Raw genomic sequence first — 21,291 nt, forward strand, 5'->3', positions numbered from 1 at the left:
GACAGGGATGACCCTTCACCTGCGGCACCTGCTGGCCATCTCCCACGAATCCGTAGCCGGTGGCGGGTCGCCACCCGGCGGCGGCTGTCACCGTATGAGCCAGCGGTTGCGGCAGCGTTCATCCCCGCCGCGCCCTGCTGACCGGTCAAGCGCTCGTCGATCCGATGCGGACACGTGCTCCCACTGATCGGCGCCCACAATCTCCCACCCCAGGCCCCTTCTACTATCGCCGCATCGTAGATACCCGCTATTGTCGCTCCGTTACTGCTTGACGACAGGCCCCGAACACATGTCGCCGCTGTAGTTGATGCGGCGCGTACTCCGGGCGGGGAGCGAGATCGATGAGTAACGGGTCTAAGCGCTCCAGGCGGTACGAGGAGAGCTTGGCAGTCCTACGTCCGGTCGCATGGTCCGCTCTACTGGCCGCCGCGGTGACGGTGGCGTTCGCCAGCCCGGTGCACGCCGATCCGCCACTGCCCAATGTCGTCCCCGACACGGGGACGCGACCATCACCCGCTGGCTCTGTACAACTGCCCGGCGGCCAAGCGCCGACAGCGCCGGCCCCCGGCGGTCCGATCTCCTCGCCGCCGGCGAATCCGCTCGCAGGGCAGATCCTCGCCCTGGAAACCGAGGTAGCGACCCTCGGCGAGCAACTGCTTCTGCTGCGGCAGGACCAGACACGTGCGAGCCTCTCCCTGCAGGATTCCGAACGGCAGCTACGCGAGGCGCGCGACGGTCTCCAGCAGGCACAGCAGACCGTCGTGCCCGCTGCCGCCGACGCCCTCAAGCGAGCCGCCGCCGTGCCACCCGGCACCGTCGGCGCCGACCTGCACGAACTGGGCGAGCTGGCCCGCGCCTACCGCGGACAGCAGGACGACGGCGATATCGACGACGCCGCCCGCGAGCTACGCCAAGCGCAGGCCGTAGAACAGGTGGCCTACACCCGTCACGGTGCGGCAGTCGCGGCTGAAGAGGCGGCCCGCGGCCGATACGCCTCCTTAGAGACGACCTACAAGCAACGTGAAGCGGCGTTGCTCGCGCTGAAACGACGCAACGCTGATCAGCTGGCCGCGATCGAGCGGCAACGCGAAGCCGCCGAGCAGCGCCTCGGCGCTGATGTAACCGTAAGTCGCAGCATCGGGGGGAAGGCGGCGCACCCGCGGGCCCTGGCCGCCGTGCGGTTCGCCCTCGCCCAGCTTGGCAAGCCCTACGAGTGGGCCGCCGAAGGTCCGGATCGTTACGACTGCTCCGGACTGATCTGGGCCGCCTACCGCTCCAAGGGCGCCGACTACGACCAGCTGCCCCGGGTGTCACGCGACCAGTACAACGCCACTCGCAGCCGCACCGTCGACCGCAACTCCCTGCTCCCCGGTGACCTGGTCTTCTTCGCCTCCGGTACCAGTTGGAGCAGTATTCACCACATGGGCATGTACATCGGCAACGGCAAGATGGTTCAGGCGCCGACCACCGGTGACGTCGTCAAGGTCTCTACCGTTTGGTGGTCACGGTTCTTCGCCGCCACCAGGGTCATCCAGGAGGTGCCGGCCCCCACCACACCCCCCGTCAAGCCCACTCCCAAGCCCACGGAATCCAAGCCACCAACCCCACGGCCCACCCCCACCCCAACCCCACGCCCGACCTCGAGCACGACGCCGAAGCCCACTCCCACGAACACCAAGCCCGGTCCAACGGCGACGCCCAGCCCCACGACCACCCCCAGTGCGACCACCACCAGCACACCGAGCCCCACGCAGACCAGCGGTTCAATCACGGCGACTCCGTCCCCATCGTGATCCATGCTCACCGAAGATCCGGCCGGCCTGCAGCGCGTCCTCACCTCTGACCGCCCGACGGCATAGCTTGCGGCAGCATCGGGAGCAGTGACTGAAGGGCTCTGACGGCCCATGCCTGTCGAGTGCGCATGCACCCGCCGTCCTGCTCATCCCGCGCCTGGGTTGGCCACGTCTGCAACTGCGCGCCGAATTGAGCCATTGGCGTGAAGGAAGCCGCACCGCGATCCAGACTCCGCGAAACGGGACCGGCCCGGCCACGACGTGAAGCCGACGTCGACTTGCGCCGCGGTAGGCGTTCCTGCCAGCCGATGTACGCCGGTCGCTAAGTGAAGCTGCCTCTCGCCGGGTGAGGTGGCTCCGCAGGTCCTCATCCGTGGGCTCAACCCTCGGGCCACAGCAGCGTGGGCTTCGTCGGCGGCCGTGGCGCAGACGCCGGACCAGCGCTCAACCACCCGCGAACCTGTCCCTCGGTCCGCCGAACCTGCGGTGTCCCGCCCGATCCGCCCAGTGCCGGTGCGCCGTCACAGGCCGCCTTCCTCAGTGGACGAATGCCACACCCCGGGGGCGAGTGCACCGCGAGGAGGCGCATGTCCGGGCGTCGTAGACGTCGATCACTTGACACCACATACCCCCGGGGGGTACACATCTACCACTTACCCATACCCCCTAGGGGCATTAAGGAGTGGTTGTGATGTCACACGGATCCAAGCGGTGGTGGGCCCTCGGCCTCATCGCGCTCGCCCAGTTCATGGTCATCATGGACACCTCGATCATCGGCGTCGCACTACCTCGGATGCAGGCCGATCTCGGCTTCTCGCCGGAGAACCTGTCCTGGGTATTCAACGCCTACGTCGTCGCCTTCGGCGGCCTTCTGCTGCTGGGTGGCCGGCTGTCGGACTTGTTCGGCGCCCGCCGCGTGTTCACCGCCGGCTGGTTGCTCCTCCTGGTCGGCTCGGCCGCGGCAGGCCTGGCCGACAGCGTCGCCGTGGAGCTGGCCGCCCGCGCCACCCAGGGCGCCGGCGCCGCCCTCATCGCACCCTCAGCGCTGACCCTGCTGATGATGCTCTTCGGCGCCGAGCCGCGAGAACTCACCAAAGCGCTGGCCCTCTACGGGGCGGCCGCACCCGCCGGTGGCACTGCCGGCGTCTTCCTCGGCGGCGTCATCACCGAGTACGTCAACTGGCCCTGGGTGTTCTACATCAACATCCCGATCGCCCTGCTCGCCGTCCTCGCCACCCCGGCGCTGATGCCGGCCGGCGGCGCCCGCCGCGGCTCCCTCGACGTCGCCGGGGCGCTCACCGTCACCGCCGGTCTCGGCGCCGCCGTCTACGCCATCGTTCGCGCTCCCGAGGTCGGCTGGACCTCTGCCCAGACGTGGACGGTCCTCGCGGGCGCCGTCGTCGCGCTGGCGGCGTTCCTCGCCATCCAGGCGGCCCGTCGTGAGCCGCTGATGCGGCTATCCATCTTCCGCGCCCCGAACCTCGCCGCCGCCAACGTCGCCCAATTGCTGCTCGGCGCGGCGTGGATTCCGATGTGGTTCTACCTCAACCTGTATCTGCAGCAGGTCCTCGGCTACAGCGCTTTCCCCAGCGGAGCGGCGCTGCTGCCGATGACCATCCTCATCATGGTCGGAATGATCGGCCTGGCTCCGCGCGCCATCAACCGGTTTGGCCCCAAGCCCCTGGTGGTGACCGGCCTCGCGGTCCTCGCCGCCGGCCTCGGATGGCTCGCGCTGATCCGTCCCGACGGCACGTTCCTCGCCGACGTCCTGCCCGCGTCACTTGTCGCGGCGCTGGGCATGTCGCTCGCCTTCATTCCATCCCTGGGCACGGCGATTTCCAGCGCTCGCCCCGAGGAGGGCGGGCTGGCCTCCGGCATCGTCAACACCAGCTACCAGGTCGGCTCGGCCCTCGGTCTGGCCGCCATGACCGCGGTCGCCGCGTCTCACGGGGCCGACCGGCTGGATAATCTGACGGCCTTGACCGACGGCTACTCCGCCGCCTTCATCGGCGCCGGCGTCATCGCCGCCGTCGGAGCTGGCATCGCCGCGATCACCCTACGAACCGCCGCGCCCCGTCCGCAGAACATCGCCGACGCCGAAGCCGCCCGGGTCCACTGACGGCTCGGCTGTGGCACCCATCGCGATCGACCCGGCCTCGAGAAAGAGACCGCTATGTGCAACCTTCGGCCCGCACATACGACCACGCGACGAACGCCAGAACCGCCAACGGCGCCGCCGCCGTGAATGACAAGACCGGAGGGCAGTGCCGTCCTCGTCCCGCCGTCTGATCACAGTGCTGGGGCGCCGGCCCTTACGGCCGGCGCCCTAGTGTGTGCAGTGCACCGAAGTCGCAGCTCTTGTTGGACGACTTGGCAAGCTGGCTCTACTCGACGTTAGCGTCCGCCCTGCCGCAGCATCTCACGTCTTCCGGGCAGGGCGTTGAGGTGAGATTGCTAAGACGCACCCGCACTGCCTCACCTGACTTGGCGATCGACGCGGTGTCTCGGAATGCGCCAGGACGTGCCCCGTGCGGTCGTGGGCCCGATTGCATGCCCGGCTCCAGTCGGCCCAGGGAAGACCCACCACAACGAGCAGCGGCGACAGATGCCTGTTGCGGCATCTGTCCGCTGGTCCGCCTCCCTGCACAAGGCCGCCCGGTCGGCGCGGCGGCGGTCGGTCACTCAGGGCAGGTGAGGCCGACGGTCGGGCTCGATCAGCCGCGCTTCATCAGCCGGCCGACGGCGGCCATCATCTCACTGGCCATCTCGTCGGCGCGGCCCTCAGCCGCCCCCTCGTGCATGCAGTGCCGGGCGTGCCCGTCGAGCAGCCCCAGCGCCACCTTGTCCAGCGCGGCCTGGATCGCGGAGATCTGGGTGAGCACGTCGATGCAGTAACGGTCGTCATCGACCATCTTCTCGATGCCCCGGACCTGCCCCTCGACGCGGCGCAGCCGCGCGAGCAACTGGTCCTTGCTGGCGGTGTATCCCCGGGTCGGGGTCGGCGTGGGTGTGGTCATGCAGCCAAGGATAGCGTACCCCTTGGGGGTATGCTACGGTCGTCGGGACGGATACCCCCTCCCGGTATGTAGAACGTCAAGGGCGGGGAGTGTCCTTCCCGTAACTACCCCCCGGGGGTATATCGTGAGCGTGTGCGAGAGGGGAATTGCATGATCACCACCACGTACCAGGTGCAGGGGATGACCTGCGGGCACTGCGTCAACTCGGTCAGCACGGAGATCGGCGCCATCTCCGGCGTCAGCGACGTCACGGTGGACCTCGCCAGTGGGCAGGTCACCGTGACCAGCGAGGCGCCCCTGGACCCGGCGGCCGTACGGGCCGCCGTCGACGAGGCCGGCTACGACCTCGTCAACGCCTGACAATTCCCACCCACGCCGCAGAACCGAGGTGCCAATCACATGAACACGGCGACAAAGTTGAGTGGTTTCGCCCTCGGCCTCACGGTGGTGTTCGGCGCGGCGTACGGGGTCGGCCAGGTAGCCGACCCCGTCGCGCCGGCCGCCGAGAGCCGCCACGACACCGCCGGGCACGACGACGCCAGCCACGACGACACTGGATCCGAAGCTGCCCGGCAGACCCCCGGCGGGCTGCTGGTCTCCGACCGGGGCTACACCCTGACCCCCGTCACCGCCCCAGCGAACGAGTTCGCCTTCCGGATCACCGGCCCCGATGGGCGGGCCGTCACGACCTTCGACGAGGCGCACGACAAGCGAATGCACCTGATCGTCACCCGGCGTGACCTCTCCGGCTTCCGGCACGTACACCCCGAGATGGCCCCGGACGGCACATGGCGGGTCGCCTCGCCGCTCGGAGAGCCCGGCACGTGGCGCGCCTTCGCCGACTTCACGCCCAGCGGAGCCCAGCCGTTGACCCTCGGTGTGGACGTGCCCGTACCCGGCCCGTTCACCCCCCGCCCGCTGCCCGCCCCCGCGACCAGCAGCAGCGTCGGCGGCTACACCGTCACCATCGACGGCGCCCTCCAGCCCGGCCGCACCGCCAAACTGACCCTGACCATCAACCGCGACGGCGCTGCCGTGACCGACCTTCAGCCCTACCTAGGGGCATACGGGCACCTGGTCGCGCTGCGTCAAGGCGACCTGGCGTACCTGCACGTACACCCGGACGGCGAGCCCGGCGACGGGCGGACCACCTCAGGCCCGCAGGTCACCTTCTTCGCCGAGGTCCCATCCGCCGGCACATACCGGCTGTTCCTCGACTTCCAGCATCAGGGCACCGTCCGTACCGCGGCGTTCACCCTCACCGCTGGCGACGCCGCGGGTGCGGCCGGACCCGCCGCACCCGCGGCGCCTGCCACGCCAACCCCGTCAGAGAGCGCCGGGCACGGCGAACCCGGCCATGGCCACAACTGAAGCGGAGCTTGTCATGACCTCACCCGCCAAGCCGCTGAGCGTTGCGCCGAACCAGATCGAACTGGCTATCGGCGGGATGACCTGCGCCTCCTGCGCCGCCCGCATCGAGAAGAAACTCAACCGCCTGGACGGCGTGAGCGCCACCGTCAACTACGCCACGGAGAAGGCCACTGTCCGCTACGACGACACCCTCACACCGCAGGACCTGATCGCGACGGTCGAAAAGACCGGCTACACCGCGGTCCTACCCCCACCGCCCTCGGCCAAGTCGTCCGACGCCGCCGAGCCGGTGGACGAGCTGCACAGCCTGCGGACCCGGCTGTGGGTTTCGGTGGCGCTCAGCGTGCCGGTGATCCTGCTGGCCATGGTCCCGGCCTGGCAGTTCGACTACTGGCAGTGGCTGTCGCTGACCCTGGCCGCCCCGGTGGTGGTCTGGGGTGGGCTGCCCTTCCACCGGGCCGCCTGGACCAACCTGCGGCACGGCGCGGCGACCATGGACACCCTGGTCTCGCTCGGCACCCTCGCCGCGTTCGGTTGGTCGCTCTGGGCGCTCTTCCTCGGCGACGCCGGGATGCCCGGGATGACGCACCCGTTCCGCTTCGACATCACCCGCACCGACGGCGCCGGCAACATCTACCTGGAGGCGGCCGCCGGGGTGACGGTGTTCATCCTGGCCGGCCGCTACTTCGAGGCCAGGTCCAAGCGGACCGCCGGCGCCGCCCTGCGCGCCCTGCTCGAACTCGGCGCCAAGGAGGTGGCGGTGCTGCGCGACGGGGTGGAGACCCTGATCCCGGTGGAGCAGCTCGCCGTCGGCGATCGGTTCGTGGTCCGCCCCGGCGAAAAGATCGCCACCGACGGGGTGGTCGACGAGGGCACCTCGGCCGTCGACGCCAGCATGCTCACCGGCGAGTCGGTGCCGGTCGAGGTCGGCCCGGGCGATGGCGTGGTCGGCGCCACGATCAACGCGGGCGGCCGGCTGGTCGTCACCGCCACCCGGATCGGCGGGGACACCCAGCTCGCCCAGATGGCCAAGCTCGTCGAGCAGGCCCAAACCGGCAAGGCAGCGGTGCAGCGCCTCGCCGACCGGATCTCCGGCGTGTTCGTCCCGATCGTCATCACGCTCGCCGCCGGCACCCTCGGTTTCTGGATCGGCAACGAGGGTGGCCTCACCGCCGCGTTCACCGCCGCCGTGGCGGTACTGATCATCGCCTGCCCCTGCGCGCTGGGCCTAGCCACCCCGACCGCGCTGCTCGTCGGCACCGGCCGCGGCGCCCAACTCGGCATCCTTATCAAGGGACCCGAGATGCTGGAATCGACCCGGCGGGTGGACACCGTGGTGCTGGACAAGACCGGCACGGTCACCACCGGGAAGATGACCCTGGTCGACGTGGTCCCCGCCAACGGGCAGGACGCTGACGAACTACTGCGCCTCGCTGGCGCGCTGGAGGCCGCCAGCGAGCACCCGATCGCCCAGGCGGTCGCCGCTGGCGCCGCCAAGGCCGGCGCGCTGGCGCCGGTGGCTGGCTTCGCCAACGCCGAAGGGCTTGGCGTGAGCGGCACCGTCGACAGCCGCGAGGTACTGGTCGGTCGGCTTCGGCTGCTACGCGAGCGCGGCCTGGACGTACCGCCCGAGGTCGAGCAGGCCGCGGCCGACGCGCAGACGGCAGGTCACACAGCGGTTCTGGCAGGCTGGGGCGGTCGGGCCCGCGGGGTGCTGGTGGTCGCCGATGTGGTCCGGCCGACCAGTCGAGCCGCGATCGGCCAGCTCCGGTCACTGGGGCTGACCCCGGTGCTGCTCACCGGCGACAACACCGCCGTCGCCCGGACCGTCGCGGCGGAGGTCGGCATCGATGAGGTGATCGCTGAGGTCATGCCGGCTGACAAGGTCGACGTGGTCAAGCGGCTGCAAGCCGACGGCAAGGTTGTCGCGATGGTCGGTGACGGAGTCAATGACGCCGCCGCGCTGGCCCAGGCCGATCTGGGCCTGGCCATGGGCACCGGCACCGACGTGGCGATCGAGGCATCGGATCTGACCCTGGTCCGCGGTGACCTAACGGCTGCCGTGGACGCCATCCGGCTCTCCCGCCGAACCCTGCGCATCATCAAGAGCAACCTATTCTGGGCCTTCGCCTACAATGTGGCCGCTCTGCCGCTGGCCGCGGCCGGTCTGCTCAACCCGATGATCGCTGGCGCGGCAATGGCCTTCTCGTCGGTGTTCGTGGTGGCCAACAGCCTCCGGCTGCGCCGCTTCCAACCCGGCAGCTAGCACATCGCACACGAGGCGCAGCTGCCCGGCACTGTGCCCGAGATCAGCAGGTCGAGCTGCCCGAGGACCAGGGCGGCGTCGGCCCCGCCGATCCTGGCGTCCCAGGAGCCACGACCGGGACCCGCTCCGATGGTGACCGGAACACGGATACGGCCGATGTGGCAATTCGCCACATCGGCCGTATCCGTGCCTGGGTATCTCCGTGGGTCGCCACTCGAAGCGGGCCTTCCCGCCGTGTGCGCCAGAGAAGACTGCCGCAGCAGGCCGTTGGACGCTCCTATGTTTGTCAAGCTCCGTGCGGGAGGTTGGTGGAGGGTGTCGGCTGGCGGGTCGCGGCTTGGATGCGGCGGTAGAGCCGGCGGGCAAGGATGCGTTTGAGGCTGCGACGGACGTCGCGGTGGGTTTTGCCCTGGACGGTGCGGTTGGCTTCGTAGTCGCGTGACTCTTGGTGGCAGCGTAGGCGGGTGATCGCGATCGTATGGAGGGCGCGGTTGAGGTCACGGTCCCCGCCGCGGTTGAGCCGGTGGCGGGTGCGTTGCCCGCTGCTGGCCTCCAGAGGGGCGGCGCCGGCGAGGGTGGCGAACGCGGCCTCGCTGCGGACCCGGCCGCGGTGCGACCAGCTCACCAGCAGCTGGGCGGCGACGACCGGACCGGCGCCGGGTTCGGCGAGCAGGACCGGGCCCGCGGGGTGGCTCTTGACGAGGGCGAGCAACTCGGGGTCGAGCTCGGCGGTCTGGGCGAGTAGGAACCGGATCCGGGCGGTGATCGACTGCAGGGTCAGAATCGTGATCCGGTGCTCGACGCTCGCGCCAGCGGGGCTGCGGAGCTGTTCGACGCGGGCCAGTTGCTTGATCAGTCGAAGCCCTCGCAACTGTGCGCGTAGATGCTCGGGCGCGACCACGATCAGACTCTTGAGTTCGTTGATCGCTTTGGTTCGGCTGACCAGGACTGCCTGCCGGGTAACGAGAATCTGACGCAGCGCTTCACGCAGGCCCCGTTCACGGGGCGCGGCTTGGTCTTCCTGGCCAATGCGGTTCGAGCGGCCTGGACTGCGTCGATACGGTCGTTCTTCGCGCCGCGGGATCGCTTTCCACCGGTGATCTCCACGATGTCTTCGCCTGCTTCGGCCAAGACCATGACCAGTCCGGCGGCGAAGCTGCCGGTGCCCTCCAGCGCCCAGACCCGACGGCCGGGCGCGTGTTCGCGGGCCCAGGCCAAGAGCCGCAGGTAGCCGGGTCCATCCGCTCGGTCGGCGAGGTGGCCACGGACCCCGCCGGTGACCGTGTCGAGGATGGCCAGGTCGATCGTGTCGCGGTCGGGGTCACCACCGATGACGAAGTCGTAGTGCTCTGCCAGCATTACCATCCGGTTGTCCTTCCCGAGGGCGAGCGCCGGTCGACGCCGACCTGGGAGAGGTCACCTGTCGCGGCAGCACTGTGAGGAGTCACGCCTGCGGGCGGACAAGCTCCTGATCAAGCCAAGACGAGTGGGTCAGGCCGGTGTCGGCTGCTCGGGGGACGGGTCCAACGCAAGGCACACCTGTCGGTGGCCAGTGTTCTCGAGAGTCACCTCATGCAGCCGGCACCAGCCTGCCGGTCTGACCCTCCCGGGCCACCAACAGACTCACAGTGTTTTCGTTGGTGCCGCGTTGCCAGGGGCTGTGGGGGTCGGCGAAGAACACCGGGACTCCGGTTTCGACCGTGAAGCGTGCGTGCGCAGACAACTCTTTGCCCCGGTCCCAGGTCAGCGATCTGCGGAGCTGCTCGGGCAGCTGGTTGATCGTCGCCGCGAGGGCTTTGCTCATCGTGATCGCCCCATAGCCGGCGAGAGCAGGGCCGTTCTTCGTCCGCGGGATCACCCCCCAGCCGGCCTCGCGAGGCAGGTGGATCAGCATCGTGAACCTCGTCGTCCGCTCGACCAGTGTCCCGATCGCGGAGCGCTGCAACCCGATGATCAGATCCCCTTCCCAGTGCCCGGGGACGGCACGGTCGGCGACTTCAGCGGGCCGTTCACTGATCAGCGTGTCGCTCGTGACGTGCGCCCACGCGCGTTGTTTCGCGCGGGCTCGGGGGACGCGAAGCGCCCGCCCGGTCCGCAAGCAGGTGACGAGTTCGCGCTTGAGGGCGCCGCGGCTCTGGACGTAGAGCGCCTGGTAGATCGCCTCGTGGCTGATGCGCATGGACTCATCTCCCGGGAACTCGGCCCTGAGCCTGCGGGAGATCTGCTCCGGGCTCCACCCGGTCGTCCATGCCCGGTCGCCGCGGTGGGGTTTGTTGCGGCCCTTCCACTGCGGGCCCTGCGGCCCAGCGACCGGCCGGCCGTCCGCTGTCCGAATCACGCCCGCAAGTCGTTGCTGGACGTACTCTCGGAGCCGCTCATTGGCCAGCAGCTTCGCGGTCTTCGGCCGGCGGGCTCGACGCTCGGCGTGCCACTGCGCGATCGTGGCCTTGTAGTCCAACCGGTACGTCCTGGTCGATGCGTTGCGCCGCAACTCCCGCGAGATCGTCGACGGGTCCCGGCCGAGCCGGCGTGCGATCTCACGAACGCCCATGCCCTTCGCCCGCGACAGAGCGATGTCCTCGCGTTCCCTGAACGACAGACGGTAGTTGTCAAGTCAACGTGAGACAGGTTGTCGTTAGCGGGTGGGTTGTTCTTGCCGGGCCGGGTTGTTGATCCAGGCGATGTCGGGTGCCCGGGTTGCTTGTGGGCGGCGGGTGAACCGGTCGGGGTGGGTGGCGTAGGCCTGGTCGAGGGTCGTCTGGCGGTGCGCCCGGATCTGCTCGGCGGTGCCGAAGTGGACTGACGCCGGGGTGTGCAGGCCGATGCCGGAGTGGCGGTGTTCGTGGTTGTAGGCGGTGAAGAAGCTGTCGCAGAAGGCGCGGGCGTCGGCGAGGGATCCGAACCGGTCGGGGAAGTCGGGCACGTATTTCATCGTTTTGAACTGGGCTTCGGAGTACGGGTTGTCGTTTGAGGTTCGGGGCCGCGAATGCGAGCGGAGCACGCCGAGGTTCACGAGCATCTCGGAGACGGGTTTCGACACCATGACGCCGCCGCGGTCGGCGTGGATGGTGTGCGGCTCGACGCCGTTGCGGGTGACCGCGTCGGAGAGGAAGTCCCGGGCCAGGACCGCGTCTTCGCCGGCTGCGACGAGCCATCCGGTGACGTAGCGGGAGTAGATGTCGATGATGACGTAGCAGCGGTACCAGGTTCCGTTGACGGGTCCTTTCAACGCCGTGATGTCCCAGGACCAGACCTGCGACGGCCCGGTCGCGACGAGTTCGGGGCGCACCCGCGGTGGGTGCGTGGCCTGCCGGCGTCGTTCCCTGACCTGCCCGGCGGTGCGGGCGATGCGGTACATAGTCGACAGCGAGCACCAGTACCGGCCGTCGTCGAGTTCCCGGGCCCACACCTGCGGGATCGCCAGATCCGCATACGCGGGGCTGTTCAACACCTCGAGGACCCGGACCCGTTCGGTGTCGCTCAACGCCGACGGTGGAGGGGTTCGTGGCAGCCACGGCCCGTGCACCGACCCAAGACCATTCTTCCGCCGGTAGTGCGTCGCCCGTGACGTTCCGGTCAGCGCACAGCAACGCTGCACCGACAGCTCGGCGGACCGCAGGTCGGTGAAGGCGGTGGTCAGGATCTGCTCGACGGCGGACCGTTGTCCGCGCTCTCGGAGAGTTCTTCCAAGAGCGCGTGTGCTTTTCCCATAATGTCCAACGCCATCCGGGTCTTCTTCAAATCCGCCTGCAGTTTCTCATTCTCCCGGCGTAGCTTCTCCAACTCGACCTGCTCGGCGGTCTTCCGCAGCCGAGAAGCCGGAGACGCCTTCTCGCCGCCGCCGGTGAGGGCGCCCGCGTCACGGGCTCGGGCCCACTCGATCAGATGCGACGAGTACAAGCCCTCGCGGCGAAGGACCGCGGCCTTCTCCCCATGCGGGGCGTTCTCGTACTCGGTCAGGACCGCGAGTTTGAACTCCGGGCTGAACGCCCGCCGAGACGGCCTCGGCGCCGGATCAGACCCGCCCGGCACACCCTGCACGGGCTGGTCCTCAGAAGATGTCGACACGTACACCAGGATCTCCGATCCCGCCCTCGGTCAGCACCCCGCACTCACACGCGGTGTCTCACCCCATCCTGACCAAGAGGGAGATACCGGCCCGACACACTTGCGGGCAACGCAGGATTCACGCCGCCAGCGTGCCGGAACCACCGGAACCCGACCGGCGACGACACGCCCGCCGCCGCGGCGGCATCCTCGGTCATCACACCAGATCGGATCGCAGCCCAGAACTTGACCCGGTCCTCGCGCCACGCCACCGTCGGCCGTCCCGGCGAAGGCATCTGACCCCGATACTCCCGAACCCGCTTCTGCCCTGGCCCGTAAGCCATCGCTCCACCTCTCCGACAAGGTGTTGCGACGGCCGGTTGAATCCGCCCTGACAGCCGCGGTCGCTGTGAAAGATCACCGGCTGGTCGGGGCGGCGGCTGGTCACGGCGTTGGACAGCGCCTGAGCGGGCAGGTCGGTGCGCAGATGATCGGCGGTGGCCCAGCCGACGACCCGACGGGAGGCCACGTCGATGACGGTGGCCAGATACATCCAACCCTCCCACGTGTTGATGTAGGTGATATCTCCGCACCAGCGGGTGTTCACCGCCACGGCTGCGGTGGTGAAGTCCCTGGCGATCAGGTCAGGGCGCGCGGGCGCCGCCGGGTCGGGCACGGTGGTCGTCCGCCACCGTTTCGGCGCCCGACCGCACCGGCCGGCCGCTTGCATGAGCCGGGCGATCCGCTTGCGGGAGTGCCGGCGGCCCTGGGCGCGCAGTTCGGCGTGCACACGCGGGGAGCCGTAGGTTCCAGCGGAGGCGTCGTGCACCTCGATGATCTTCTCGGTGAGTTCGACGTCCTGACGGACCCGCGTGGACGGGCCGGCGCCGGGGTGCTGGTAGTAGGCGGACCGGGAGACCTCCAACAGCTCGCAGGCACGCTTCACATTGCCCTGCTGCGCCTTCTCCGCCTCGATGAACGGATACACGTTCACCGGGTCTCCTTGATGCTCCTATGTCAAGCCGCCGCCGTCATCACGGTTGTCAGGTTGGTAGGAGGCAACGGCGTGACGGTTCGGGCGGACTGGGATGCGCGGCGTTCGTCGGCGAGGAGGGCGGTGAAGACCCGGTCGGACAGCCTGCGGCGCAGCAGCCGCAGCGCTTCGGTGCGGGTCTTGCCAGCGGCGAGCTGCTTGTCGACGTAGTCCTTGCCAGGGCCGACGCCGCGGGCCTGCGTGACGGCGATCATGTGCAGGGCGGTGTTGACGACCCGGTTGCCGCCACGGTTGAGCCGCACCCGCACCGTGTTGCCTGACCAGACCGGGATCGGGGCCGTGCCGTTGAACCGGGCGTAGGCGTGCCTGGAACGGAACCGGTCGGCGCCGGCGGTCTCGCCCAGGATCATCGCCGCGCCGAGGACACCGCAGCCGGGAACTGCAAGCAGGCTCGGCGCCAGGACGCGGACCAGGTCGCGTAGTTCCCGCTCCAAGCTGTTGATCTGCACCGTCAGCTCCCGACACCGCACGAGGAGGTCCCGGGCGATCCGAGCCACCGTGCCCTCAGCCCCGGCGAGCCGGTCGTTGAGGTCGTCGATGACGCAGTAGCGGCGCAAACCTCGAGACGGGATGTGCAGGCCCGGGTCAAGTTCGTGCAGATGCCACCGCAGCCGGTTGACCAACTTGGTCCGCTCCGCGACCAGGTCCCGGCGGTGGTCAGACAGGAGTTTCACCTGCCGGGCTGGGCCGTCCAGCCGGGCCACCGGCAGGTCCGGTTCGCGAAGCGCCGCGTGCGCCACCGCGAGCGCGTCAATCGGATCGGACTTGCCGGCCTGCCGCGAACTCCGACGCGCCGCGGCCATCAGCCGGGTCGGCACCCGCACCACCTGGTGCCCGGCGCGCAGCAAATCGCCTTCCAGACGGCGGGTCAGGTGCCGGCAGTCCTCCAGCGCGAAGCGGACCTGCGGCCATTGCGCGGCCCACTGCACCGCCTGCAGATGCCCATCGCTGGTCGTTCCGACCGTTCGTTCGCCGAGCTTGCGGCCCAACTCGTCCGCCGCCACCAGCGTGTGGCTGCGCTTATGCGCGTCGACCCCGATCACGACCATGCCGTCTCCCTCGCCTTGAGCAGCTGAAACCTTCAGCCGGGCAGCGGGGGCACGCCTTCATCGAGCATCGGCACGCACCTATCAAGCCACACCGCGGCCCGGTGCAGGATCCGGCGGGGCCGCACATCAACGAAAAGCCACCAGCCGAAGGCCGGGGCAGCAAAGAAACGAGCGAACCCCGCCGGACCACGATCAGGCTGGCATGAACGCGAAGAAAGCCGTCTCGGGCTTGGTCATGAGCCAGGAGACCAGGCGGCGCGGTGACGGCGGGGCACATTCCGCGTCGGCGCGGCCCTGGTTGAGGTAGCGCACCAGAAGGTTGGCGCTGCCGGCATAGCCCTGTGCGCGGATCTCGGCCAGCAGCCGGGGTCACCGGAACCTGAGGGTCTTGGGCACGTCGGCGGGGCAGGTGAGCCCGGAACGGGTCGACCAGGGTTTCGCGGTAGCGCGGTGGCCGCTGCAGGTCCTCGGCGGTGGTCGCGCGGGCGTACCGCTTCACCGTATTCAGCGCCCAGCCCAGCCGACGGGCGCACTGCAGTAGCCCGATGCCCTGGTTGAGAAGGGTATGCACGGCCGTGTGCCGTTCGCGGGTGCGCTCATCCAGAGGCCGGTCCGGGCGGGCTGGACTGTCATGCCAGCAGCGGCTGTGCGCGATCACGGTCTTCTCGACCGCCTTGGCCAAGTTGTGCCACAGATGCCACCGGTCGCTGACCTGCACCGCATGCGGTGCGCCGGCGCGGATCGCCTCGGCATACGCGGCGGAGCCGTCGCGGCAGACCACCTCCACCTCCGGGTGCTCCCGCAGCCACGCGGCCAGGGTGGCTGCCTTGCGGTCCGGCAACACGTCGACGCGGCGGTGGGTGACCGCGTCGATCAGCAAGGTCCATACCGTCGGCCACGTCGCAGCGCGAAGTCATCCACGCTCAGCACCGCTGGCGCCGGCCCCGCCGGGGTGGGCATGGCCATCAAGACCCGCAGCACCGTGGACCGCGAGATCCGAATACCCAGCCGGGCCAGCACGGCTGCTCCGGCACGACCGGCCACGACCACCGCCAGGTCACCGATCAACCCGCCCAACTGGCAGGTCCGCCTCGCCCACCGACACGTCAGCGCGGGAACCTGTTCCCGGAACGTGCGCCGTGGACAGGACGTATTCGGGCAGCGCAGCCGCCGGACTTGCAAGTCGATGATAACGGCTCGACCGCCGACGGGCAGGTCAGCCAGCCGGCGCTGGTGATAGGCGTGCACCCGCTCGGTCGGCTGACCGCACTGCGGGCACGCCACCACCGTCCCCGGTGTCCGGGCGCGCACCCGCAGGACCAGCCCCTGCTCCACCACCTCGTCGATGACCAGCGAAGACAGCTGAGGGAACAAGGCCTTGATCAGGTTGCAAGTCACACCGGCGTCAGCCTTCCACATCACGACAGGCTACTGAGGACGGACCCACCACCGTTTCTGCGCCAGAGCCGTTCTTCTTACAGACCCCCATGTGGCCGTTGGTCATCACGGTGACGTGCTGGTGGTCGTGGTGCTCGCGGTGCCGGTTCGGTTTATCGGCCGTGACTTCGCTGATGGCGGCGCGGGTGGAGGACTCGCCGGCGATGGCCTTGCCGTCGGCGAACGCGGTGATCAGCGCTTGAATCGCGAGGTTGCTCACGGCGCGGGGGTGGCCGCGGCTGGATTGGTGGATCGCAGCGGCACGAAGTACACCGCCATGGCGATGCACGCCGCGCCTCGTCGAGGAAGTCGCACGAGGACATGGCTTCGTCGAGGGCTGGGGCATGGCACTGGACCATCTGGTCGAGGTCGCGAAAGTCTCTCTGACGGACGAACGCGTGGTCATCTGAGTTGACGGACTGCGGCCGGTCAGGGTCGTCGGATCGGGCAGCGGCGGTGGTGGTGGTTCGCAGCGGCGGCCCTGGGTTTGACGGTGTCTGCACCAGCGAGGGCGATAGGCGGCCGACCGCCCACGCGAATCCTCGCTTGGCACGTCAAGGTCGGCTATCGAATGTAGACGGCTGTGGTCGGGGCCGGCTGCGGGCACCCGTGATTCCGCGGCATCGAGTCGGCGCTCGCCGGCGCCGTGTCAGAGTTCGTCGAGGATCCGCTTGCGCTGTTCGGCGTACTCTTCGGCCGTGATCACACCCTGCGCTTGGAGCTCTTCGAGCTTCTTGAGACGTTCGGGAACGCCCGGCTCCGGGAGTCCGCCGATCTTCGTGCCGCCGAACCGGGCCGTGAAGCGGCCGACGACGGCGGCAACCAGGTAGGGCGCGCCCTGCACCGCGAGGTCGACGACCGTCTGCGCGACGGAGAGATCCTTGTATTCCATTGGCGGCTGGTAGTCGACCTGCAGACCCTCCGCGCGCAGCATCTGCGCGAGCGCACCCACTTGGGCGGGCGGGCCTTGGTAGGTCAGGTGCATCGTGTCGTCGTTCACGGAGGAAACTGTAGTAGCGCTGCGCCACGATCCGTCGCTTCAAGCGGGTTGCGCGGTTTAGCACCCGGTCTGTGCATTCGGCCCGCACGCTGTGGACGAACCGTTCCGCGTAGCAGTTCGCCCGAGGCGTCCTCGGTGGAGTCCTGACCACTTCAACCCCCTCGGCGGCGAACACGGCGTCGAAGCTTCCGGCGAACTTGGCGTCGCGGTCGCGGATCAGGAACCGAAACGCGGTGATCCGGTCGCCGAGGTCCATGACCAGGTTGCGAGCCTGCTGGTTAGTCCACGCAGCTGTCTGGTATTCGGTGACGCCGAGGATGTGTACGCGTCTGGTCGCGATCTCTATCACGAACAGGACGTACAGTCTGCGCAGGGTGATGGTGTCGAGGTGGAAGAAGTCGGTGGCGAGCAGTCCGGATGCCTGCGTGCGCAGGAAGGCGCGCCAGTTGGTGTCGACCTCACGTGGCGCTGGGTCGATCCTGCCGGCGGCGAGGATGCGGCGGATAGTACCGGCGCCGACGCGGTGGCCCAGGCCGACCAGTTCCCCCTGGATGCGGCGGTGCCCCCACCCAGGATTTTCCCGGGCTAGGCGCACGACGAGGTCACGTACCTCGTCGCTGATCCGTGGCCGGCCCGGCCGGTTCGGATAGGTCCAGTGCCGGCTGACGAGACGTCGGTGCCAGGCCAGCAGCGTGGCCGGGGTGACGATCCGATGCTTCCACAGCTCGCGTGGTACGGCACGGACCAGCGCGGACAGCACCGCCCGGTCCGGCCATGACAGGCGCGGTCTACCGACTTGGCGCCGAAGCACGGCGACCTCATGGCGCAGCACCAACAGCTCGGCGGCCATCGCGGACTCGCCGAGCGTGATCTGCGGCAACCAGCTGAATATCCGAATCGCGGTCAGGTACAGCAGCCGAACAACCCTGCAGGCATCCTGCTCGACAGCCACGAAAGGCCAGCTCACACCTTGTGCGAACAGTTCTGGCACGGCACACGCATGCTGGCCAGTTTCGCGGTTCTCATCAGCTCTCGGACGGCTCGGCGCGGTCGGTAGCCAAGGCTCGGGGCGGGTCGGCCCGTACACCGTGGCCTGGTGCCGCTGCCGCTGCCGCGGCTGCCAGAGGACCCCCGGAACGAGACCAATGCCCCTGACAGCACGCCGTCCGGTGAGTGACCATGGAGGCAAGGCGTACCCGTCGGAGGTGGCACGATGATGTGGGGATATGGGCCGGGTTGGGCTTGGATGATGCTGATGCCGCTGTTGTGGGTGGTGCTCATCGCCGTGATCGTCTGGGCCGTCATCAGGCTTGTCCGGCGTCCCGACGACGGCGAGCGTGGTCGGCAGGGTCGGGAGACGCCGCAGGAGATTCTCGACCGCCGGTTCGCCAGCGGCGAGATCGACGTCGAGGCATATAGGCAGGCCCGGGCCCACCTGGCCGGGCGGGAACCGGGCTCGTCATGACCTGGCTGGGGCGCAAGTGGATGCCCCTCTCGGTGCTGGTCGCTGCGACCGCCGCCCTGGTCGCTTCCGTCGTCTGGACCGCAGGCAGCGCCGCCTGGCGGCCGACGGCCGGGACGATGGGGCCCGGGCTGCGCGGTGAGGGGCCGGTGCGGAATATGGTCGATGCCGACCGCGCCGCCGGGCGGTTCGCCGAGCGGTGGGGGCTGCACGTCGGTGAGGTGATGCAGTTCGACAACGGCTTCTACGCCGAACTGGTCGACCCGGCCGGCAACGGCGCCACCGAGGTCCTCATCGACCCGCAAAGCGGCGCGGTCCAGATCGAGCTCGGGCCAGCGATGATGTGGAACACCGCGTACGGCATGCACCCGGCCCGCGGCGACCGCACCGCGACGGTCGGGCTGGATCAGGCCCGGAGCATCGCCGACCAGTGGCTCCGCGACAACCGCCCCGGCGAGCACGCCGACCAGGCCGAAGCGTTCCCCGGCTACTACACCCTGCACACCATGCGCGGGGATCAGGTCGTCAGCATGCTGTCCGTGCACGCCACCTCGGGCGCGGTCTGGTACCACAGCTGGCACGGACGCTTCCTGCGGATGCAGGAACACCCCGACTGAAACAGCTGTGCGTCGAACGCCGGCTTTGCTCGACGACACCGAGTTCGAGGACGCGGTCGCCGCGTGCAACCTGCTGCCCGGCCCGGTGTCCACCCAGCTGGCGATCTTCTGCGCCTGGCGGGTCCGCGGCCGGGTCGGCGCCCTCGTCGGCGGGGCGGCGTTCATCGTCCCCGGCCTGATCCTCATCCTCGCCCTGGCCGTCCTGTTCCTGGCCGGCACCCCACCGCTGTGGGTCAAAGGCGCCGGCGCCGGTGCGGGTGCGGCCGTCGCGGCGGTCGCCGTGCAGGCCGGGTCCAGCCTCATCCCCGCGAGCTGGCGGCGCGCCCCGCAGGCCAGCAACGGGCTGCGCTGGTCGCTGTACCTGGCCGCTGGTATCGCGGCCGCGGCCACCGTCGGCCCCTGGCTCGTGCTGGTCCTGCTCGCCTGCGGCCTGATCGAGACCGTCGCCGAGCGGGTCGGACGCAACGAGCCCGACACCGCCCCCAGATTCTCGCTGCCGCTGTTGGCCGCTGGCGGGTTCGGTGGCGGTGTGCTGCTCTCGATCGCGTGGGTCGCCCTGAAAGTCGGTGCCCTGTCCTACGGGGGCGGCTTCGTGATCATCCCGCTGATGCAGGCCGACGCCGTTAACCACTACCACTGGATGAGCAACGCCCAGTTCCTCAACGCCGTCGCGCTCGGCCAGATCACCCCCGGCCCGGTCGTACAGACCGTCGCCGTGGTCGGCTACGCCGCCGCCGGCATCGGCGGTGGCCTGCTCGCCTCCGCGGTGGCGTTCACGCCGTCGTTCGCGTTCATCGCGCTCGGCGCGCACCGTTTCGACCGTCTCCGCACCAACCAGCGGGTCCGGGCGTTCCTCGACGGCGCTGGACCTGCCGCGATCGGCGCGATCCTCGGCTCCGCGATCATCCTCGCCACCGCGTTGACCCGACCATGGCAGTACGCCGTGCTCGCCGGCGCGGCGATCCTGCTGCTACCGCTACGCCGACCGACCCTGCTCGGCGCCGGCACCATCGGCGTCATCATCGCCCTGGCCGGCGGACCGCTCCCACACTGACCAACCAGCCGGGGTAGCCGAAACGACGAGGTCCCAGCAAGCCGCCCCGCAGGTCACCCGGCAGCTAGCGGTCGGACCACGACGCCGGCTGATGGCGCTGTTCGCCGGGCTGCCGGCCACTCAGATGCTGCAGGTCCTCGCCACGTTGGACGTGCTCATGGCGCGGTTGGCGCCGGCCGCCATGGACGGTCCGGGTCGGTTGCGGCGGCGTCGGCGGTGACCTGGATCGCGTAGGTCGGTCGGGTGGTCGCGGGCAGCGGACCCAGGTAGGTGTGCCCGGTGAGGTGGCACCAGGCGGGCAGGTCCAACGGTGCGGCGGGGTCCGTGGCGATCAGATGCACGACGGTGCCGGCCGGTACCTGCAGGGTCAGGCGCCGCAGCTCGAGGAGCAGCTGCACGCAGCGGCGGTCGCCGCCGTCGAGCACGACCGGGGTGTTCACGTGGCGGCGTCGACGGGCAGGTTGGCCAGGCGCCATTCGAGCATGCCGTCGACCAGGCGAGCGGCGCGACGGCCGCGGGCGGCGAGGAGCCGGACGGCGTCGTGGGCGAGTACGCAGTACGCCCCGCGGCAGTAGGCCACGACCTCGACGTCGTCGGGGAGTTCGGAGAGCCGGTCGGTGAGCTGTTCCAGGGGGATGGACAGCGCCCCGGGGATGTGGCCGGCGGTGTACTCCTCGGCGGGGCGCACGTCCACGGCGATCACCTGCCCGGTGGCGAGTCGCCGCTGCAGTTCGTCGCGGTCGACGGCCTCGGTGTCATCGGCGCCGAGGTAGCTGTCACGGGCGGCGGCGGCCTGCGCCGAGTGTGTGCCGGCGACGTCGCGCAGCAGCGCGTACAGGGCGGCCACGTCCGCACCGGCGAGCCTGTAGTGGATCTTGGTCCCGTCGCGGCGGGTCGCGACCAGTCCCGCCTGCCGCAGGGTTTGCAGGTGCGCGGAGCAGGTCGTGATCCCGACGCCGGCAGCTCGGGCCAGAGCCTCGACGCTGCGCTCACGCTGGGCGAGCAGGTCGAGCAGCTCCAGGCGCGTGCCGCTACCGAGGGCCTTGCCGACGCGGGCGAGGGAGTCGAACAGCTCGGCCTTGGCGACCGCATCACCCATGACACTCCTCCAATATTCTGTGGAA

At 69.6% G+C, this 21,291-nt stretch carries 22 protein-coding genes and 2 pseudogenes; 9 read left to right on the forward strand and 15 right to left on the reverse strand.

The window, feature by feature from the left end; genetic code table 11:
- Positions 1-431 precede the first annotated feature (431 nt).
- Both OG990_RS04580 and OG990_RS04585 read left to right on the forward strand, forming a co-directional pair.
- Positions 432-1,793, forward strand: a complete 1,362-nt coding sequence (locus OG990_RS04580) for an NlpC/P60 family protein (protein WP_406079106.1) — start codon at positions 432-434, stop codon at positions 1,791-1,793.
- 691 nt (positions 1,794-2,484) lie between these two features.
- Positions 2,485-3,912, forward strand: coding sequence for an MFS transporter (locus tag OG990_RS04585; RefSeq protein WP_406079107.1), 1,428 nt, complete (start codon positions 2,485-2,487; stop codon positions 3,910-3,912).
- A gap of 595 nt (positions 3,913-4,507) precedes the next feature.
- Here OG990_RS04585 and OG990_RS04590 read toward each other — a convergent pair.
- Positions 4,508-4,810, reverse strand: coding sequence for a metal-sensitive transcriptional regulator (locus OG990_RS04590; protein ID WP_269683478.1), 303 nt, complete (start codon positions 4,808-4,810; stop codon positions 4,508-4,510).
- Between the two features lie 150 nt (positions 4,811-4,960).
- Here OG990_RS04590 and OG990_RS04595 point away from each other — a divergent pair, with 150 nt between their 5' ends.
- The 3 genes from OG990_RS04595 to OG990_RS04605 are packed head-to-tail and all read left to right on the forward strand — an operon-like array spanning position 4,961 to position 8,447.
- The gene (locus OG990_RS04595; protein WP_406079108.1) at positions 4,961-5,170 is read left to right on the forward strand and encodes a heavy-metal-associated domain-containing protein; all 210 of its coding nucleotides are present in this window, start codon (positions 4,961-4,963) and stop codon (positions 5,168-5,170) included.
- 39 nt (positions 5,171-5,209) lie between these two features.
- Complete coding sequence (locus OG990_RS04600) at positions 5,210-6,181, forward strand: hypothetical protein (RefSeq protein WP_406079109.1); 972 nt, start codon at positions 5,210-5,212, stop codon at positions 6,179-6,181.
- A gap of 13 nt (positions 6,182-6,194) precedes the next feature.
- Complete coding sequence (locus OG990_RS04605) at positions 6,195-8,447, forward strand: heavy metal translocating P-type ATPase (RefSeq protein WP_406079110.1); 2,253 nt, start codon at positions 6,195-6,197, stop codon at positions 8,445-8,447.
- A 286-nt stretch (positions 8,448-8,733) separates the two neighbouring features.
- Here OG990_RS04605 and OG990_RS04610 read toward each other — a convergent pair whose 3' ends face one another.
- The 12 genes and pseudogenes from OG990_RS04610 to OG990_RS04665 form a co-directional block, all read right to left on the reverse strand.
- Positions 8,734-9,348, reverse strand: a complete 615-nt coding sequence (locus OG990_RS04610) for a transposase (protein ID WP_406079111.1) — start codon at positions 9,346-9,348, stop codon at positions 8,734-8,736.
- 2 nt (positions 9,349-9,350) lie between these two features.
- Positions 9,351-9,806 carry a hypothetical protein gene (locus OG990_RS04615; RefSeq protein ID WP_406079112.1) on the reverse strand — a complete coding sequence of 152 codons (456 nt, stop codon included), beginning with the start codon at positions 9,804-9,806 and terminating at the stop codon, positions 9,351-9,353.
- Between the two features lie 256 nt (positions 9,807-10,062).
- Positions 10,063-11,046: pseudogene (locus OG990_RS04620) on the reverse strand (IS30 family transposase); the annotation flags it as partial.
- Between the two features lie 36 nt (positions 11,047-11,082).
- Entirely contained in the window at positions 11,083-12,045 is a 963-nt protein-coding gene (locus tag OG990_RS04625; protein ID WP_406079113.1) for a transposase, read from the reverse strand.
- 38 nt (positions 12,046-12,083) lie between these two features.
- Complete coding sequence (locus OG990_RS04630) at positions 12,084-12,515, reverse strand: transposase (RefSeq protein WP_406079114.1); 432 nt, start codon at positions 12,513-12,515, stop codon at positions 12,084-12,086.
- 80 nt (positions 12,516-12,595) lie between these two features.
- A pseudogene (locus tag OG990_RS04635) lies at positions 12,596-12,790 on the reverse strand (IS30 family transposase); the annotation flags it as partial.
- Positions 12,712-13,488, reverse strand: a complete 777-nt coding sequence (locus tag OG990_RS04640) for an IS3 family transposase (protein ID WP_406079115.1) — start codon at positions 13,486-13,488, stop codon at positions 12,712-12,714. The pseudogene OG990_RS04635 and the gene OG990_RS04640, both read right to left, overlap by 79 nt.
- Positions 13,489-13,511: 23 nt before the next feature.
- Positions 13,512-14,597, reverse strand: coding sequence for an IS110 family transposase (locus tag OG990_RS04645; protein WP_406077291.1), 1,086 nt, complete (start codon positions 14,595-14,597; stop codon positions 13,512-13,514).
- Positions 14,569-15,441 carry a transposase gene (locus OG990_RS04650; RefSeq protein ID WP_406081656.1) on the reverse strand — a complete coding sequence of 291 codons (873 nt, stop codon included), beginning with the start codon at positions 15,439-15,441 and terminating at the stop codon, positions 14,569-14,571. The genes OG990_RS04645 and OG990_RS04650 overlap by 29 nt, the downstream gene beginning before the upstream one ends.
- Positions 15,442-15,470: 29 nt before the next feature.
- Positions 15,471-16,016 carry a transposase family protein gene (locus OG990_RS04655; protein WP_406079116.1) on the reverse strand — a complete coding sequence of 182 codons (546 nt, stop codon included), beginning with the start codon at positions 16,014-16,016 and terminating at the stop codon, positions 15,471-15,473.
- On the reverse strand, positions 16,003-16,254 hold the full coding sequence (locus OG990_RS04660) for a hypothetical protein (RefSeq protein ID WP_406079117.1): 252 nt from the start codon (positions 16,252-16,254) through the stop codon (positions 16,003-16,005). The genes OG990_RS04655 and OG990_RS04660 overlap by 14 nt, the downstream gene beginning before the upstream one ends.
- A gap of 429 nt (positions 16,255-16,683) precedes the next feature.
- Positions 16,684-17,034: an SHOCT domain-containing protein gene (locus OG990_RS04665; protein ID WP_406079118.1), complete on the reverse strand. Its 351-nt coding sequence runs from the start codon at positions 17,032-17,034 to the stop codon at positions 16,684-16,686.
- Between the two features lie 91 nt (positions 17,035-17,125).
- On the opposite strand from OG990_RS04665, the gene OG990_RS04670 reads away from it, so the two are divergent.
- From OG990_RS04670 to OG990_RS04685, 4 genes are all read left to right on the forward strand, one after another.
- Positions 17,126-17,623 carry a hypothetical protein gene (locus tag OG990_RS04670; protein ID WP_406079119.1) on the forward strand — a complete coding sequence of 166 codons (498 nt, stop codon included), beginning with the start codon at positions 17,126-17,128 and terminating at the stop codon, positions 17,621-17,623.
- Positions 17,624-18,280: 657 nt separating this feature from the next.
- Entirely contained in the window at positions 18,281-18,499 is a 219-nt protein-coding gene (locus tag OG990_RS04675; protein ID WP_406079121.1) for an SHOCT domain-containing protein, read from the forward strand.
- Positions 18,496-19,113: a hypothetical protein gene (locus tag OG990_RS04680; protein WP_406079122.1), complete on the forward strand. Its 618-nt coding sequence runs from the start codon at positions 18,496-18,498 to the stop codon at positions 19,111-19,113. The genes OG990_RS04675 and OG990_RS04680 overlap by 4 nt, the downstream gene beginning before the upstream one ends.
- A gap of 25 nt (positions 19,114-19,138) precedes the next feature.
- Positions 19,139-20,167, forward strand: coding sequence for a chromate transporter (locus OG990_RS04685; RefSeq protein WP_406079123.1), 1,029 nt, complete (start codon positions 19,139-19,141; stop codon positions 20,165-20,167).
- A 155-nt stretch (positions 20,168-20,322) separates the two neighbouring features.
- Here OG990_RS04685 and OG990_RS04690 read toward each other — a convergent pair whose 3' ends face one another.
- On the reverse strand, positions 20,323-20,607 hold the full coding sequence (locus OG990_RS04690; RefSeq protein WP_406079124.1) for a sulfurtransferase TusA family protein: 285 nt from the start codon (positions 20,605-20,607) through the stop codon (positions 20,323-20,325).
- Positions 20,604-21,266: an ArsR/SmtB family transcription factor gene (locus OG990_RS04695; RefSeq protein ID WP_406079125.1), complete on the reverse strand. Its 663-nt coding sequence runs from the start codon at positions 21,264-21,266 to the stop codon at positions 20,604-20,606. Before OG990_RS04695 ends, OG990_RS04690 begins: the two co-directional genes overlap by 4 nt.
- Positions 21,267-21,291: the final 25 nt, after the last annotated feature.

It is taken from the genome of Micromonospora sp. NBC_00858, from assembly GCF_045207365.1.
GTDB lineage: Bacteria > Actinomycetota > Actinomycetes > Mycobacteriales > Micromonosporaceae > Micromonospora.

Bases quoted from the DNA above. Each gene is read 5' to 3' on its own strand.
- OG990_RS04585 (WP_406079107.1), top strand. From the start codon at position 2,485: ATGTCACACGGATCCAAGCGGTGGTGGGCCCTCGGCCTCATCGCGCTC.
- OG990_RS04590 (WP_269683478.1), bottom strand. From the start codon at position 4,810: ATGACCACACCCACGCCGACCCCGACCCGGGGATACACCGCCAGCAAG.
- OG990_RS04595 (WP_406079108.1), top strand. From the start codon at position 4,961: ATGATCACCACCACGTACCAGGTGCAGGGGATGACCTGCGGGCACTGC.
- OG990_RS04600 (WP_406079109.1), top strand. From the start codon at position 5,210: ATGAACACGGCGACAAAGTTGAGTGGTTTCGCCCTCGGCCTCACGGTG.
- OG990_RS04605 (WP_406079110.1), top strand. From the start codon at position 6,195: ATGACCTCACCCGCCAAGCCGCTGAGCGTTGCGCCGAACCAGATCGAA.
- OG990_RS04615 (WP_406079112.1), bottom strand. From the start codon at position 9,806: ATGCTGGCAGAGCACTACGACTTCGTCATCGGTGGTGACCCCGACCGC.
- OG990_RS04645 (WP_406077291.1), bottom strand. From the start codon at position 14,597: ATGGTCGTGATCGGGGTCGACGCGCATAAGCGCAGCCACACGCTGGTG.
- OG990_RS04655 (WP_406079116.1), bottom strand. From the start codon at position 16,016: ATGTGGAAGGCTGACGCCGGTGTGACTTGCAACCTGATCAAGGCCTTG.
- OG990_RS04675 (WP_406079121.1), top strand. From the start codon at position 18,281: ATGATGCTGATGCCGCTGTTGTGGGTGGTGCTCATCGCCGTGATCGTC.
- OG990_RS04680 (WP_406079122.1), top strand. From the start codon at position 18,496: ATGACCTGGCTGGGGCGCAAGTGGATGCCCCTCTCGGTGCTGGTCGCT.
- OG990_RS04695 (WP_406079125.1), bottom strand. From the start codon at position 21,266: ATGGGTGATGCGGTCGCCAAGGCCGAGCTGTTCGACTCCCTCGCCCGC.